General features: G+C 42.6%; 11 protein-coding genes. 5 read left to right on the top strand and 6 right to left on the bottom strand.

Translation table 11 applies throughout. The features are described from left to right. Positions 1 to 536: 536 nt before the first annotated feature. The gene (locus NXS07_RS15950; RefSeq protein ID WP_258087129.1) at positions 537 to 3,029 is read left to right on the top strand and encodes a condensation domain-containing protein; all 2,493 of its coding nucleotides are present in this window, start codon (positions 537 to 539) and stop codon (positions 3,027 to 3,029) included. 193 nt (positions 3,030 to 3,222) lie between these two features. Here NXS07_RS15950 and NXS07_RS15945 read toward each other — a convergent pair whose 3' ends face one another. The 5 genes from NXS07_RS15945 to fliD form a co-directional block, all read right to left on the bottom strand. After that, complete coding sequence (locus NXS07_RS15945) at positions 3,223 to 3,960, bottom strand: cyclase family protein (RefSeq protein ID WP_258087130.1); 738 nt, start codon at positions 3,958 to 3,960, stop codon at positions 3,223 to 3,225. A 69-nt stretch (positions 3,961 to 4,029) separates the two neighbouring features. Beyond that, a complete protein-coding gene (locus tag NXS07_RS15940) occupies positions 4,030 to 4,443 on the bottom strand; it encodes a hypothetical protein (protein ID WP_038209532.1) in 414 nt (137 codons plus the stop codon). Between the two features lie 273 nt (positions 4,444 to 4,716). Further along, entirely contained in the window at positions 4,717 to 5,091 is a 375-nt protein-coding gene (gene fliT / locus NXS07_RS15935) for a flagella biosynthesis regulatory protein FliT (RefSeq protein ID WP_038209530.1), read from the bottom strand. Further along, positions 5,091 to 5,501, bottom strand: a complete 411-nt coding sequence (gene fliS, locus NXS07_RS15930; RefSeq protein WP_038183621.1) for a flagellar export chaperone FliS — start codon at positions 5,499 to 5,501, stop codon at positions 5,091 to 5,093. The genes fliT and fliS overlap by 1 nt, the downstream gene beginning before the upstream one ends. A gap of 12 nt (positions 5,502 to 5,513) precedes the next feature. After that, positions 5,514 to 6,986 carry a flagellar filament capping protein FliD gene (fliD, locus tag NXS07_RS15925; RefSeq protein WP_258087128.1) on the bottom strand — a complete coding sequence of 491 codons (1,473 nt, stop codon included), beginning with the start codon at positions 6,984 to 6,986 and terminating at the stop codon, positions 5,514 to 5,516. A 277-nt stretch (positions 6,987 to 7,263) separates the two neighbouring features. Between fliD and NXS07_RS15920 the strand changes: the two genes are divergently transcribed. The 3 genes from NXS07_RS15920 to fliZ all read left to right on the top strand — a co-directional run bounded on the left by NXS07_RS15920 (position 7,264) and on the right by fliZ (position 9,889). Then, positions 7,264 to 8,343, top strand: coding sequence for a flagellin FliC (locus NXS07_RS15920; RefSeq protein WP_038221496.1), 1,080 nt, complete (start codon positions 7,264 to 7,266; stop codon positions 8,341 to 8,343). Positions 8,344 to 8,597: 254 nt separating this feature from the next. Next, positions 8,598 to 9,320: an RNA polymerase sigma factor FliA gene (locus tag NXS07_RS15915; protein WP_038221490.1), complete on the top strand. Its 723-nt coding sequence runs from the start codon at positions 8,598 to 8,600 to the stop codon at positions 9,318 to 9,320. Positions 9,321 to 9,376: 56 nt separating this feature from the next. Continuing rightward, positions 9,377 to 9,889: a flagella biosynthesis regulatory protein FliZ gene (gene fliZ / locus NXS07_RS15910; protein WP_038196657.1), complete on the top strand. Its 513-nt coding sequence runs from the start codon at positions 9,377 to 9,379 to the stop codon at positions 9,887 to 9,889. Positions 9,890 to 10,004: 115 nt separating this feature from the next. Here the strand turns inward: fliZ and putA are convergent, their stop codons facing one another. Next, positions 10,005 to 13,985: a trifunctional transcriptional regulator/proline dehydrogenase/L-glutamate gamma-semialdehyde dehydrogenase gene (putA, locus tag NXS07_RS15905; protein ID WP_038221489.1), complete on the bottom strand. Its 3,981-nt coding sequence runs from the start codon at positions 13,983 to 13,985 to the stop codon at positions 10,005 to 10,007. Between the two features lie 540 nt (positions 13,986 to 14,525). Here putA and putP point away from each other — a divergent pair. Next, on the top strand, positions 14,526 to 16,010 hold the full coding sequence (gene putP, locus NXS07_RS15900; protein WP_038209520.1) for a sodium/proline symporter PutP: 1,485 nt from the start codon (positions 14,526 to 14,528) through the stop codon (positions 16,008 to 16,010). The last annotated feature ends 454 nt before the right edge of the window (positions 16,011 to 16,464 follow it).

Genomic DNA, 16,464 nt, shown 5'->3' with positions numbered 1-16,464 from the left:
GTCGATAAAGTGACGTTGATTGTGTTGGCCAAGTCGATCATTCAGCACGAGAACGGCAAGCAACCGTATTCAAATGAAGTATTCGAAAAAGCCTTTAACTTACTCTGAATCCTGAGCCTCGCACTCGCGGGGCTTCTTTTTATCTGCGTACTGACGTGCGCGAAATCCAATCATGAGCTTATAGAAATAGAGCCTGAGAGATATCGCTAGGTGGCGACCTTTCATGAGGCGATATTTCTACGTCAGCAGGCTCTTATTTCTATAGGAATACGCAATATGCACACAATCACAGTCCCCTTTTATGATGATGAACTTTATGTCGTGGAATACAACAATGAACCGAAGTATTGTCACGGCATCAACATATCCTGCAACACCGCGGTTGGTCGCATGTCCAGTTGCGTCAGGGGGATGCCCTCAATTTGGGCACACTCGCGCCTGACGCTTACGATACTGTTATCATTAACTCGGTGGTTCAGTATCTGGATAAAGTGCTTGCCCAGTTACTGCCGGCGATTGCCGCAGGAGGAACAATTTTGCTGGGGGATATCCGCAACTTAGATTTGTTAACGGCACATGTGACGGCGATAGAACAAAGCCATTTGGGCGAACAGCGTATTTCCGTGGGAACGATGGCAAACCGTATTCAGCGACGTTTGCAACAAGAAGAAGAGTTCCTGCTCAGTCCAACTTATTTTGCCCAATTATCTGCCCGTTATCCGGAGATTGGCCGAGTGGATATTCTGGTTAAGCGGGGCGTCGGTGACAATGAAATGCTATGTTATCGTTATGAGGTCATCTTACATAAACGAGATAAAAATGCAGCGTCATGTCACGATCAACTCATAACTTGGTTTGATTTCAATGCCATTGAAGAGGTGAGCAGTCTGTTGCAAGCGGGGACATACGATACCTTTGGTATTTCAGGCATTCCCAACACCCGTGTTAAAGATGACGTTGAATTGGCAGAAGGGCTACGCCATTGGCCAGCCAACCAAATACTCTTTCCACCAGAATATGCCGGAAAATTTTCTCCCCAGGCAGAAAAACAGGTTCAAGCATTTGAATCCCTGTTTCAATATGCGGAGCAGTGCGGTTATCAATGTGGCGTGACGTGGTCACAACAGCAACTTGACCTGCTGGATGTTATTTTCAGCCGCCACTCATTGCCTCCTGTACAGGCCCGTCATGAATATAACCAAACCCATTTAGCCAATTATCCGCAAATCTCTGCCATTGGGGGTGAACTTTCAGAGTTACTGGAAACGGCCCTGAAAAAACAATTACCTGAATATATGGTTCCCAGTATTTATATCCCAATGGAGCGCATGCCACTCTCATTGAACAATAAAATAGATAAAAAAGCGCTGCCTGTTCCAAATGACAATGATTTGCACCATCAAACTTATATCGCACCAAGAGATGAAATTGAGAAAAAACTCTGTCAGTTGTGGCAAAACCATCTGAAAATCAACCAAATTGGTATTTATGATAATTTCTTCTCACTCGGTGGTCATTCGCTCTTGGCAGTGAAAATAACGACTTCCATAAAAAATGATTTAAGTAACAATTTTAGTATGAATCAAATGCTTACAAATCCAACTATTGCACAGATTGCCAGTGTGATTCGTAGCGCTCAAGACCATGACATATCTACACTATTGCCAATACAGAATGTATTCGACGGAAGAATACCGATTTCTTATTACCAAAAGATGTTCTGGTCTCTGATCAAAGAGGAAGCATTGGACGATGCCTTTAATGTCCCCATTTCCTTGTTGATAGAGGGGGAACTAAATCAAAGTGCATTGGAAAAAAGTTTGCACGTTATTTTAGAACGGCATGAAAGTTTACGATTAAGATTTTATGAAGAAGATGAGCAGGTTTTCATAAAATCTAATAACAACATGAGAATAAATTTACAAATTATCGATTCGTTGCCAAAAGGAATAGAAAAAGAACAAATTACCATTGAAATTAACAAACTCTGGGAAGAGGAGTTAAGGATACCTTTTGATGTTTACAATGGCCCATTATTCAAGACATTTTTGCTACCTGTATCAAAAACACGCCATGTTTTATTAATTAATATTCATCATATTATTTTCGATGGATGGTCTATCAATATTTTTATAAATGAGTTTAAGAAATTGTATACGGCTTACTCACAGGAGCAAGATGTTATTCTTCCGGCAGTTGCAATGCAATATTCTGATTGTGTTTATGATTTACAGGAGCGTCATAAAACTGAGAAATATCAAAATCAACTAAAATTCTGGCAACAACAATTTGCTGATCTTGATATGAATGAACGTAGTTTTCCAGTGGCTTTCAGCAAACATCTAACCACTAAGTATCAATTTAAAGTTATCAATATCAATACACCTAAATCACTGGATAATGCTGTTTCGCGATATTGTGAAATCCATAAGATCACACCTTATATGCTATATATGGCTTTATTCCACGCTTGTCTTTTTATGCATTCTGGTGAATCACAACATATAGCCACATCACCACAAGCTGATCGTTCTCATATTGACAGCCATCAAACAATAGGACTGTTTTTGAGTGACCTGATAGTAAAATCAACTATCAGCAAAGAGATGAGCCTTCATGACATCATTCAGCAAATCAGTAATTTTATTTATAAATCGCTAGAAAATTCAGATGTCCATATGGCAGCGGTGATTGACAGTATAGGGGAAAAGGCGAGGGATAATATATTTAATATTCTATTTAACTATATGGATGCCCAGAATTTTTATAACTATGCAGATAGTCCCGATAGCGGAAAAATATCGCTGCCAAATCTCGATATGGAATTGATAAAAGTCGATCCGACTCCTTTTCAGTCACTTGGGATAAATTTCATAAATATACCACAAAATATTATGTGTGAATTAAGCTACAACCCAGAGCTGTATACTGAAGAAACAGCCAATAATCTTGTGAGGTATTATGAAAGATTGCTGGAAGCCTTTGTATCTGGTCAAGATAAAGAGAATATTAGTTATTTTTATGACTAAATTCATTTAAGAAATAATCAGTTAATGAATGAAGAATCAGGCCTCATGGATGAGGCCAATTATCGTTAATCGCTGTCAATTTACTGACGTGGCCAACAAAGCGGCAACTTGAAAGACGAAGGATATAGAAAAAATTTTTATGACTTCATTATTAATCAGGTAGTTCAGGCTTAAGCCTGAACTACCCTGCAAATCACGGAACGATAGCAAACGAACGCACTGGAAAGCCTGACACGTTTTTAGGTTTAGCCACGATATTGAGAATCACTGCACCACGCACAGGGACTTGATCCAGGTTAGCTAACAGCTCTATTTGATAGGTATCTTGTGCTAATACATAATATTCACCAATTAAGGCATTATTCTGCCTGAAATCTTTGGCTGAGTCGGTATCGAAGGTTTCATGGCCGATGGCTTTGATATGACGTTCTTCAAATAAAAATTTCAGGGCATCCAATCCCCAGCCCGGTGTTTGGTTATTACCTTGATCATCTTTATTATCCATCTTTTCCTGAGATGGCCAACGTTTACTCCAGTCAGTTCTGAGGGCAATAAAAGTATCTGCTTCAATAATTCCATGTTCGGCTTCAAATTGAAGAATGTCATCTTTGGAAAGCGAGAAGTTAGGATTGTGTTTTGCTCTTTCTGATTGGTCAATAACGATTAAGGGTAAAACTAGTTCTTTTAATTCCAATTCATCAAGAGAACGGGCATCAGAGACAAAATGGCAGGGAGCATCAAGGTGAGTGCCATATTGACCTGGGAATGTTAATTGTTGGACAAAAAATCCATTTTTATAATCAAAAATAGTTTTAAATTCGGCGGGTTGAAACATGAAAAAATGGGGTGAACATTCATCAAAACTATGCGTTAGATCTATCCATTTTTTCGATTTTAACAAAGTCAGTGTTTGCAAGATGTCGTGTGTCATAACAACCTCATTTTTTATTGTATATCCTTCATTTCTCAATTTACAACTTTGTTGGCTGCAATTTGAAATCTACGGGGTATCGTCTTTTGGATAACTATTGGGAGTTATATCAAAATAAATGGGTTCTGTTAATGAACATTCAGCCGCTGATATAATTGACGAGGTAATAAGAGCTATGGGAGGTGCTTGATTATCGATAAAAGGAATGACTATTTCGGTCGTTTGGCTATATAACTGTCCCCATTCTGAAAATGTTATCGGTAACTTTTCTTTTTTCAGTTTATGCCTGGCGAGTAAAGTTGATACCGCCCGGTGTTTATCGAGTCGGTTATTTTTTTCAACCGCTTTCTCTATTACTTTATAGGCTACCCACGATTCTTTTTTAGCACAATAATCCAGATCTTCATCTACTAATGAAAAACCCATTCGGGGGATGAATAACATCGCAAAGACGATGACTTTATTGATATTATTCCACTGCATAATTTCCTCTTTAAGCAAAGATAAAATATGATGATTTTATCTTCTATCAATGAGGTAAAAAAGCCGTTATGAACATTATTTAGTTAATTTTTTGTTAAATAATTTTGTATAAGTTTTCTTGATTGTTTGCAAATTATGAATAAAATAAAGTGCCTAATTAGATTAACCAAAAAAGCGATGGTGACTAAATGACACCACCTGAAGTGAAAACAAATAAATGACACCACCAATTAGTGTTATTTTTAATAAAAGCACATGGCGTCGTTGTTGTATTTATTTTGGCTCTGTAGTCGTTAACTCCATTTCATAGTCACTGACAGGGAACTGCCCATAAGTATCATGTAATAGTTGCTTGCAGCTTTCTTGTTTAATCAGGTCGCTAAGTTCATCTAATCGTTTTTGCAACAATCGCTTCGTTTCTTTTTCATTATCCAAAACAGTTTGTAAAATTTGGGTTAATTTTTGCTGTAATGAAAGTGAGGCATCTGAGTTTTCTGATAATAGGGTAACCACTTCAACTGCCTTCAGATAAGTGATTTCCATATCTACAAGTTCATCCCACTGTTCATTTTTAGCTAAATCAAGCATTTGCTCACTTAAACTAAGGATCCGCTGGTAAGCTGACAAAAGATCCAGATCATTTTTCATTAAACAATATCCTGACTGGCGTTGTAATGAGGGCCTATTTGCCGCCAAGAATCTGAAATCTCGGTAAGTAAATCAATCACTTCGGTAATGGCCTTCTCATCATTGCGTAAATTAGCATGGAGTAAACGACGATTCATATAATCATATAAAGCAAACAGATTCTGAGCAATCTCTCCGCCTTTTTCGAAATCTAATCCCTCTTTGAGACCATTATCAATGATATTGATTGCCTTGGAAATAGCTAAACCTTTCTCTGGGATATTGCCCTGTTGCATCAGAATAATTGCACGACGTAGGGCGCTAAGCGCCCCATTGAACAATATCTGAATCAACTGATAGGGAGAGGCATTCATAATTTCGCTCTCAAGATCTACCTGAGCGTATAACTGGCTTGCCGAACGTTGATACATAATGTCCTTTTATTATCTTAAAAGCTGGAATAGGGATGAACTTGTGCTCTTCAATGAATTAACAAGTTTATCCAGTTCTGTAAATTGACGTTTATAGCGTTCTATTGTTGCATCAATATTTTTATTGGTCTGTTCCACTTGTCTTTCAAGTGTTTTCAGACGCTTGTTGATGCCTTCGGTCGCTGTGGCGATAGTCCCTTCGTGACTATCCAGCGTTTGCTTTAATATATTATAAGTTTGGGTTGCGAAACCGGTTTTTTCACCATCACCCATGAAGAAAGCCTTAACGTTGGCAGGTTTTTCTTTCAGGTTTTTTTCCAGTTTTTCGTTGCTGATTTCCAGAGTGCCGTCTAATTTTTGTTTGATACCCAATTTATTCAGGGTAGCAATATCAGCAACATCCTGTGGTGAGAAGATCTGGTGTCTCAATTGGCTTTGAATACTTTTTAAGGTGCCGTCACCGAGCAGGGCACCATTGTCTTTGGAAGCGGATTCACCTTTGGCTACAGGCTTGAATTTGGTCAGTGATTCGAAAGTGGTCTGTACCCCATTATAGGCCTCAACCCACTTTTTAATCGCTTCTTTCGTTGGCTCAATATCACGGGAAACTACCAGTGTTTCTGGTTTGGACGTCTTCCCGTCTTCACTTTTTTCGGAGAGTTTTTTCAGATTTAGGGTAATGCCTTCTGGTGCATCTTTTATTTCATTGGTCTGACGTTCAATATCAATGCCGTTGACCTTTAATTTTGCATTTGCGGCTTCTACTGTTTGCGTCATTGCACCAGAGCCACTTTTAGGGGCACTTTCGCTACCAGACGTGTAATCAGACGTGTAATTCAGCCACTTACTCAGTTTGTCATCACCTTCAACTTTGATTGTCATGACGGACTGTATTCCTGCTTTTTTCGACGTCAGGATCAGGTAGTTTTTATTCTCGCCTTTATTGTCTTTATTATCGGTTGCTTTGATGATGCTGGCATTAACGTTGCCTTCCTGTTTATTGATCGCATCACGGATTTCAATTAGAGACGTTTCATCATCTTTCAGGGAAATGTGCATCGGCTTGTCTTCACCTGGCTGGGTGATGACAATGGTGCGGGTTTTCCCTTCGCCCAGTTTATCTCCTTGCGGGGACTCCACATCGGAAACCGCAGTGGATTGTAGGGACTGTGCCTTAGCAAGCTGATTGATTTCAATAATGTAGTTACCCGGACTAGCCTTGGAATCCGTAGTTGGGGTAAATGTTTTATGGTCTTCGCTTACTTTGGTGGTATTGAGCTTATCGAATTTTTTCAGTTCTTCGGATGCGCTTTTAAGTTTCTCTAAACTGCCTTTTAATGTGCCAAAACCGGTTAATTTGGCTTTATAGCTGGTTTGCTGCTGTGCTAATGGTTCTAAACGTTTTCTTTCTGCTGCCTGAAGTTTATCCAGTATAGAACCTAAATCCATCCCGGATCCGGCTCCTAATGAAGAAATGCTAGCCATGTTGACTCCTTTATTAGTAAAGCATCACTGGGTATGTTATCGGATTAATTTGCGAAAAGTTTACTGACAAAATGATTTTTTTGATGGACGGAATAATTGACGAGAACAGGCGCTGTTTGGGTTATCGGCAAAAAAAATGCAAAAAAAGAAAAAAGTTTTTCAAGAAAAATTAAAGGTTCTTTTTAAGGAGCCGATAAAACTGTTGGCGGTGATGAACACCGTGAGCGAAAAAGCTCAAACTAATTATATCGACTTGATTTTAAAAAGGAACTCTACTATGGCATCAGTTATTAATACCAACTATTCATCTCTGCTGGCTCAGAATAACTTAGGTAAATCCCAAGGTGTTTTAGGTACGGCTATTGAGCGTCTGTCCTCTGGTTTACGTATTAACAGCGCGAAGGATGACGCTGCTGGTCAAGCGATCGCTAACCGTTTTACTGCGAACGTTAAAGGTCTGACTCAGGCTTCTCGTAACGCAAACGACGGTATCTCTATTGCTCAGACTACTGAAGGCGCTCTGAACGAAATCAACAACAACCTGCAACGTGTTCGTGAACTGGCTGTTCAGGCACAGAACGGCAGTAATTCTAAGAGTGATATTGATTCTATCAATGAAGAAATTACTCAGCGTTTTGACGAAATTAACCGTATTTCTGAACAAACTCAATTCAACGGTGTTCGTGTTCTGAGTGAAGATACCTCTATGGCTATTCAGGTTGGAGCTAACGATGGTGAAGTTATTAAAATAGATTTGAAAAAAATCGACCGTGAGACTCTAAAATTGAACAATTTTGAGTTGATTGGCACAAAATTTGGTGCAGAAGTAACTCAAGGTGCTTTTGATACAACCAAAAAAGATACCTTAGTTAAGGTAGAACAAGCTACTTTAAAAGCTTTGGATACTGCTAAAGCTCCTGATACTGATATCAAAAATGCAAAACTTTACGAGGCAGCAAAAAAAGCCGATAAAACACCTGATGGGTATGTCATCCGTGGTGAAGATAAAAACGGAAACACAGTAATGTTCAAGGCTACTGTTGATAAAGATGGTAAGGTTACTAAAGGTGCTGCTATTGATATCAAAGAGCCTTTGAAAGATTTGGATAATGCTTTATCAACAGTTGACAGCCTGCGCAGCTCCCTAGGTGCAGTTCAAAACCGTCTGGAATCCACTGTTAACAACCTGAACAACACGGTTAACAACCTGAGTGCAGCGAAGAGTCGTATCGAAGACGCTGACTACGCAACTGAAGTTTCCAATATGAGCCGTGGCCAGATCCTGCAACAGGCGGGTACTTCTGTTCTGGCTCAGGCTAACCAGGTTCCACAATCTGTTCTGTCTCTGCTGCGTTAATTTTTATTTTCCAGTTGAGAGTTTATGCAGGACACCCTGCATAAATAATCTCTATAAAATAAGGATCGGCTTGCCGATCCTTATTTTTTAACCTTTGTCAGGGACAGACTGAAACTTGCGATGCATTTGGGCGGACGACAAAAAAATTTCGCATAGGTGAAAAAGAAGCGCTTTTACTTCATTGTTCAAACGATTGTACCGATTAGGTGATTGGATAATGGTAGCCAGTCTCTTATCCAAAGGTGTCTGTTGTTGTGAGCGATTTGTATACCGCCGAAGGCGTGATGGACAAAAATAGCCTCTGGAAGCGCTATGTACCACTAGTTCGCCATGAAGCATTGAGGCTACAGGTGAGGCTGCCTGCCAGCGTGGAGCTTGATGACCTGCTTCAGGCTGGTGGTATAGGCTTACTGAATGCGGTGGAACGTTTTGATTCCTTGCAGGGAACCGCGTTTACCACCTATGCGGTACAGCGCATCAGAGGTGCAATGTTGGATGAGTTGAGGAGCCGTGATTGGGCTCCGCGTAGTGTGCGGCGTAATGCACGTGAAGTCACGCAGACCATCCGTAAACTTGAGCAAGAGTTAGGCCGTCCAGCTAGTGAGCAGGAAGTTGCTAAAGAATTAAAGATTAATCTGATAGAATATCGGCAAATACTGTTAGACACAAATAACAGTCAACTGTTTTCTTATGACGAGTGGCACGAAATTCATGGTGAAAGCTGTGAACCAATGATTGAGGAAGAGCATGAGACAAATCCTCTCCAACAATTGCTGGAAGGTGATCTTCGTCAGCGGGTTATCGATGTTATTGAATCGCTGCCTGAACGGGAAAAAATGGTTCTGACGCTGTACTATCAGGAAGAACTGAATCTTAAAGAGATTGGCGCGGTACTTAATGTGGGTGAATCCCGCGTGAGTCAGCTCCACAGCCAGGCAATAAAACGGCTGAGGGCGCGTTTGAATCCAGAAAAGTAACTTTTTGCTTATTTGTTTTTTGTTAAGTTAAGACTACACACAGGGCTTTATCTCTTATGTCTGTTACAACACAAAAGAAACGGCCTCTCAGCCGTTATATCAAGGACTATAAACATAGTCAGACTCATTGTTTGCACTGTCATAAAACCCTTGACCGTATTTCTCTCGTTTTTAACGGTCAGGTAATCAACAAGGAAGCTATCTCTGAGATGACTGAATTAGTTGATGACAAAACATGGGATGAGTTACAGGGTAAATTTGTGGCGCTGTGCCGCTTCTGTAGCGAAATTTATTGCAATAGCCAAACTGATTATTTCGACATTATGTCATTTAAACAGTATCTGTTTGAGCAAACAGAGATGAGCCATAGCACTGTGCGCGAATATGTGGTTCGTTTGCGGCGATTGGATGAATTACTAACATCAAGCAATTACCCAGCACAAGAGTTTACGCCGGAAAAAATTCAGGAAAAACTCAGTGAGAAATTGTCTCAGTCTGCTTTCAGTAATTACAATATCGCGCTGCGTAAATATGAGCAATATCTGAGCTGGCAACAGAACGGGCATTGATTAGTTACGCAGAGATATAACTTCATCAGACTGCACGATTCTAGAGGGGAATGCGATAATAACGCATTCCCCCCTATATTTTAGTTATTAATTATATATTTATAATCAATTTATCTTACCCAATTGTCATTAAGCTGGCATTCCCCCCTGCGGCGGCGGTATTAATACTTAATGAGCGTTCATGCAATAGACGCTCCAGTAGCAGATTTGTGTCGCCACGGGCAAAACCCTGTACCGAAACAATCGGCCCTTGGCGTTGAGCGATGATACCGCAGACATGACGTAGCTGGTCGCAATCACCGTGATAAATAACGGCTTCCATCTCAGTCTCTTCATTCTGCCAATCGTTGATCAGACGAATGGAGTGGCGAACCTCATCCGGTAACTGACGCAGCAATTGCTGATGTAGCTCGTCCTTCTCCCAGATGGCCTGACAGCCGACAGACAACACGGCAGACAATTGTACCAACGTATCTTGCTCATTATCGGCCAGACACAAAACTTCACCGCGTGGCAAGAGTGTATAGGTGTTGCGTTCCCCTGTCGGCCCCGGCAGTAAGCGAATGGTTCCGCCCTGAGCCAACAGGCTGTATTCCTGAATTACTTTGCTCAGGGCTTCGTTATTTTGTGCCGTCGCCCATTCAGCCAATTTGTTGAAAGGGGAGCGCAGGGCGACACGCACGTTGGCATCAAGTTGATATTCCTCATCCTGACGTTCCAGCGTCTGGCTGGCAGCATTGACTGGGCGCTGCGATAACAGACGATACAGATAAAGCGGCCCACCGGCTTTTGGCCCGGTTCCTGACAGACCTTCGCCACCAAATGGTTGTACGCCGACGACAGCACCGACCATATTGCGGTTGACATACAAGTTGCCCACTTTGGCTTTGGCCGTGACTTGCGCGATGGTTTCATCAATGCGCGTATGAATACCCAACGTTAATCCGTAACCGGAAGCGTTGATTTGTTCCAGCAGCTTATCCAGCTCATTGCGGTTAAAACGCACTACATGCAGCACAGGGCCGAAAATTTCTTTCTTCAATTCATCGAAACTTTCCAGCTCAATCAGCGTGGGTTTGACAAACGTGCCTTGTGAAGATTCCTGACTGTCGGCTTCATTTTCATGTACCGCTTGATAAACCGCCCTGCCTTTGGTGCGCATGGTCTGGATATGGCGCTCAATGCCAGCCTGCGCTTCGGCATCAATCACTGGGCCGATATCCGTTGATAAGTGTTCAGGATTCGCCATCCGGCACTCGGCCATGGCCCCTTTCAGCATAGTAAGGGTTCTTTCTGCCACATCTTCTTGTACGCACAGAATACGCAGAGCGGAACAACGCTGACCCGCACTGTCAAAGGCCGACGCGACCACATCGGTGACAACTTGTTCCGTCAGTGCCGAGGAATCGACAATCATGGCATTCAGGCCGCCCGTCTCTGCGATCAGTGGTGTTGGGCGCCCCTGTGCATCAAGACGGCCGGCAATATTGCGCTGCAACAGGTTGGCAACTTCGGTAGAGCCTGTAAACATCACGCCACGCACACGCTCATCACCAACCAACAAAGCACCGACAGTTTCCCCTTGACCAGGCAGCAATTGCAGCACATCACGAGGGATACCTGCCTGATGCAGCATTTTGACTGCAACAGCAGCAATTAACGGCGTCTGTTCCGCTGGTTTTGCCAAGACACTATTACCTGCCGCCAATGCTGCGGCGATCTGGCCAGTGAAAATCGCCATCGGGAAGTTCCACGGACTGATACAGACTACTGGCCCCAATGGGCGATGGGTATCATTGGCGAAATCCTGCCGAACTTGATCCGCGTAATAATAGAGAAAATCAACAGCTTCACGCACTTCAGCGATGGCATTGTTGAAGGTTTTACCGGATTCACGAACCAGAATACCGAGCAGAGATTGCAGGTTATTTTCCATCAATTCTGCCGCTCGTACTAAAATCGCGGCGCGCTCTGAGGGAGGAGTAGCAAACCAAATAGTGCCTGCGTCGGTGGCAACGTCCAGAGCGTGGCTGACTTCTTGCTCAGTAGCCTCACGGACATAGCCCACGATATCGGAAGGCCGAGCAGGATTATTGACGGGTTTAGCTGTCGGCAATTCGCCGGTATGCGCATAATCACCACCCAGCAGCGGCTCGCTGTTCCATGTTTCCATCGAAGAACTCAGTAAGGCACTGGAGAGTGAAGCCAAACGGTGTTCATTCGACAGATCCAGCCCCGAGGAATTGACGCGGTTCTTGCCGTATAAATCATGTGGTAGTGGAATTTTCGGATGTGGCAGACCAATTTGTCCTTCAGATTGTGCGAGTTCTTGAACTACCGTCACCGGATCAGCAACAAGTTCATCAAGAGGCAGGGAAGTATCTGCAATGCGATTAACGAACGAAGTATTTGCGCCATTTTCCAACAGACGGCGAACCAAGTAAGCCAATAGTGTTTCATGTGTCCCGACTGGTGCATAAATGCGACATGGGCGGTTGAGTTTACCATCGGCAATTTTACCGACAACCTGCTCATACAGTGGTTCACCCATGCCGTGCAGACACTGGAACTCATATTGTCCCGGATAGTAATTTTGCCCAGCCAGATGGTAAACCGCAGATAGAGTATGCGCGTTGTGGGTAGCAAACTGTGGATAGATCAGATTGGGGACGGAAAGCAGTTTACGGGCGCAGGCGAGGTAAGAAACGTCGGTATACACTTTGCGGGTATACACCGGATAGCCTTCCAGACCATCGATCTGGGCGCGTTTGATTTCACTATCCCAATAAGCCCCTTTCACCAGACGGATCATCAAGCGATGGCGGCTGCGCTGCGCCAGATCGATAATGCTGTCAATCACAAAAGGACAGCGCTTCTGGTAAGTCTGAATAACAAAACCGATACCGTTCCAGCCTTCCAGTTTTGGTTCAAAACACAATTTTTCCAGCAAATCGAGGGAAATTTCCAGACGATCCGCTTCTTCGGCATCGATATTGATACCGATGTCATATTGACGAGCCTGTAAAGTCAGAGAAAGCAGGCGCGGATAAAGTTCATCCATGACGCGCTCATATTGGGCTCGGCTATAACGTGGATGCAAGGCTGATAGCTTGATGGAGATGCCCGGCCCTTCATAAATACCGCGGCCGTTTGATGCTTTGCCAATGGCGTGGATCGCCTGTTGATAAGAAACCATATATGCCTGCGCATCTTCTTCTGTCAGCGCAGCTTCACCCAGCATGTCATAGGAATAACGGAAGCCTTTCTCTTCCAGCTTGCGGGCGTTAGCAAGGGCTTGGGCGATGGTTTCACCTGTGACAAATTGTTCTCCCATCAGGCGCATTGCCATATCAACACCCTTGCGCACCAATGGTTCACCGCTCTTGCTGATAATACGGTTCAAGGATTTGGATAATTTGGCTTCATTATGGGTAGATACCAACTTGCCCGTGAACAGCAGGCCCCAAGTCGCGGCATTGACGAACATAGATGCGCTTTGGCCAAGATGAGAATGCCAGTTACCGTTGCTGATTTTGTCACGGATCAGCGCATCACGGGTCGCTTTGTCGGGAATACGCAGCAGGGCTTCGGCAAGGCACATCAACGCAACGCCTTCCTGTGAAGAAAGGGAGAATTCTTGCAGTAACCCTTGCACTAAACCGGAGCGGCCAATGCCATGTTTTTGCTGGCGTAGTTTTTCAGCGATGGAGTAAGCGAGTTTGTGGGTCGCTTTGGCTTGTTCTTCTGATAATTGAGCGCGTTGCAGCAGCATGGGAACTGCCTGCGTTTCGGGCAGGCGATACGCTGAAGTAATTGCAGAACGTTTCACCGATTGGGGCAAAATATGCTCGGCAAAATCTAAAAATGGTTGATAAGGCGCCTCAATCTGTGATTCTTCTTCGGAAATCTTTTCTTCTTTGTTATCCTGAAACACTGATATTTCTGGGATCTTTTCCTCATTTTCCAGGCGTTCAAGATAATTAAAAATGGCTTGCTTAATCAGCCAGTGTGGTGTGCGTTCAATTCGTTGTGCAGCAGATTTTATACGATTACGCGTTGCTTCATCGAGCTTCACGCCCATAGTGGTACTACCCATTCTCACTCCTTAATAGGTAAGACTTAACCAAGTTACATAACAATATCTGTCATGTTGCAACTTTGTGCAACCATGTTAAAAGCGGCCGTTCTAAATTTGTGAAACTAATCTTGTTTTGATTACTTGTCTGGTAAATATCATGACTTGTTAGTATTTATTTGATTGATATTTAATGGTTTTTATTGTTGTAATTGTGGAGGTGTAACTGATTCTTTAATGAAAGGTACAACTTCTGAAGTGATAAATGTGACTTAGCGAGCGTTTCTAATAAAAAACATCGTTAATTAGTTGTTAAAAATGTTTGAGCTAATCTAGGATAGAAAGTGATTTTAAAATAATTACAAACATAAATTATACATACCAAAATTAATGCCACTTTAGGTGAAATGATCTTCAGGTACAACCTGGTAGGCAAATGCCTTGTACTGCAAATATATTGCACTGAAAACATATCATGTTGAACAAGGGTGGCTTTAAGTACAGATAACATTATTTACGCAAATAACACGATTTGCAGAAACACTATGGAGAAGAACCTGCATGACAGTAAATTCACCAATGCTAATAACTTTCATTGTCTACATTTCCGCGATGCTGGTGATAGGCTTCATAGCTTATCGTTCCACCAAAAATTTTGATGACTATATATTGGGTGGGCGGCGATTGGGCAGTGTGGTAACAGCATTATCTGCTGGCGCTTCTGATATGAGTGGCTGGTTATTGATGGGATTGCCGGGCTTAATTTTTCTATCAGGCATTTCAGGTAGTTGGATCGCACTCGGCTGTTTGATGGGCGCTTATTTGAACTGGCGCTGGGTTGCCGGTCGATTGCGCGTGCATACTGAAGCGAATAACAACGCGTTAACCTTACCGGATTATTTCACCCACCGTTTTGAAGACAGCAGTAAAATCCTGCGTATCATCTCAGCGCTGGTTATCCTGATTTTCTTTACCATTTATTGTGCATCAGGTGTCGTTGCTGGTGGTCTGTTATTTGAGAGCACTTTTGGTATGAGTTATGAAAAAGCAATATGGCTTGGAGCGCTGGCGACTATTGGCTATACCTTCCTCGGTGGTTTTTTGGCAGTAAGCTGGACGGATACCGTTCAGGCAACCCTGATGATTTTTGCCCTGATTTTGGTGCCCGTACTAATTTTGCTCAATGTTGGTGGGTTTGAGAATGCTATCGCGGTTATTGAAGCAAAACATACCTCTTATCTGGATATGTTCAACGGGTTAAATGTTATCGCCATTATCTCGTTATTGGGATGGGGATTTGGTTATTTCGGCCAGCCTCACATCCTTGCGCGTTTTATGGCTGCGGATTCTCACCAAACCATTCACAAAGCCCGTCGTATCAGTATGACGTGGATGTTTCTGTGCCTTGCTGGAACCGTAGCTGTTGGTTTCTTTGGCATTGCCTATTTTGAGCTGTATCCAGAGCAGGCGGCTCCCGTATTACAAAAGAACGAACGTATCTTTATCGAGTTAGGTACTCTGCTGTTCAATCCGTGGATTACCGGTATCTTGCTGTCGGCAGTATTGGCGGCAGTGATGAGTACTTTGAGCTGCCAGTTATTGGTTTGTTCTAGTGCGTTGACGGAAGATCTCTATAAAGCCTTTGTGCGCACTAAAGCCAGTCAGAATGAGTTGGTATGGGTTGGCCGTTTGATGGTGTTGCTGGTGGCTGCTATTGCGATTGTCATTGCAACTAATCCGAACAATAAAGTGCTGGCTCTGGCAAGTAATGCATGGGCTGGGTTTGGTGCGGCATTTGGCCCTGTAGTCCTGATTTCGGTACTTTGGAAACGCATGACGCGCAATGGTGCATTGATCGGTATGCTGGTGGGAGCGATTACGGTATTGGTATGGATGCAGTACAAGTGGTTCGGGCTGTATGAAATTATTCCAGGTTTTATCTTTGCTTCTATTGCCATTATTGGTGTTAGCCTGTTAGGGAAAGCGCCAAGTCAGGCAACTCAACAGCGTTTTGATGAGGCGGAAGCCCATTATAGAACTAAATAAAAAAAATAGACTGTGATAAAAAGCCTCTGATTGTTCAGGGGCTCTTTAATTTAGCTGCTTAGTTCCATCTCAGTACTCCATTAACGGTGAAGCAATAAAGAATCAAAAATATTTTGAGTGATTTCATCAGAGGGAGAGCGATATGAAGATTAAGAATATTATATCTGGAATGATCTTAGCAGTATTATTTTTAAGTTCATAACCCGTTTTGGCAGAGCAGCGAATAACTTGGGGTATTCCTTAATGGGGTGCGGAATGACGGATATAAGAAAGTAACCAGAGTATTTTTCCTGATTTAAATTTATCCGGTAGTGGTATAAATAGATAATAAAGATTATTGATTTTTTCTTTTTATTTCATAAAGTGATAATTACTAACCGTCATTCCGCACCTCATTCCTGATTTAAAAATCATGTGATTTGCCGCACGCTTTGTTGATTTACTCCTCAAATCA

The sequence above is a fragment of the Xenorhabdus bovienii genome (assembly GCF_024721015.1).
Taxonomy (GTDB): Bacteria; Pseudomonadota; Gammaproteobacteria; order Enterobacterales; family Enterobacteriaceae; genus Xenorhabdus; species Xenorhabdus bovienii.
The sequence above is the reverse complement of the archived record's forward strand: the minus strand, read 5'-3'. Positions and strand labels throughout refer to the sequence as shown.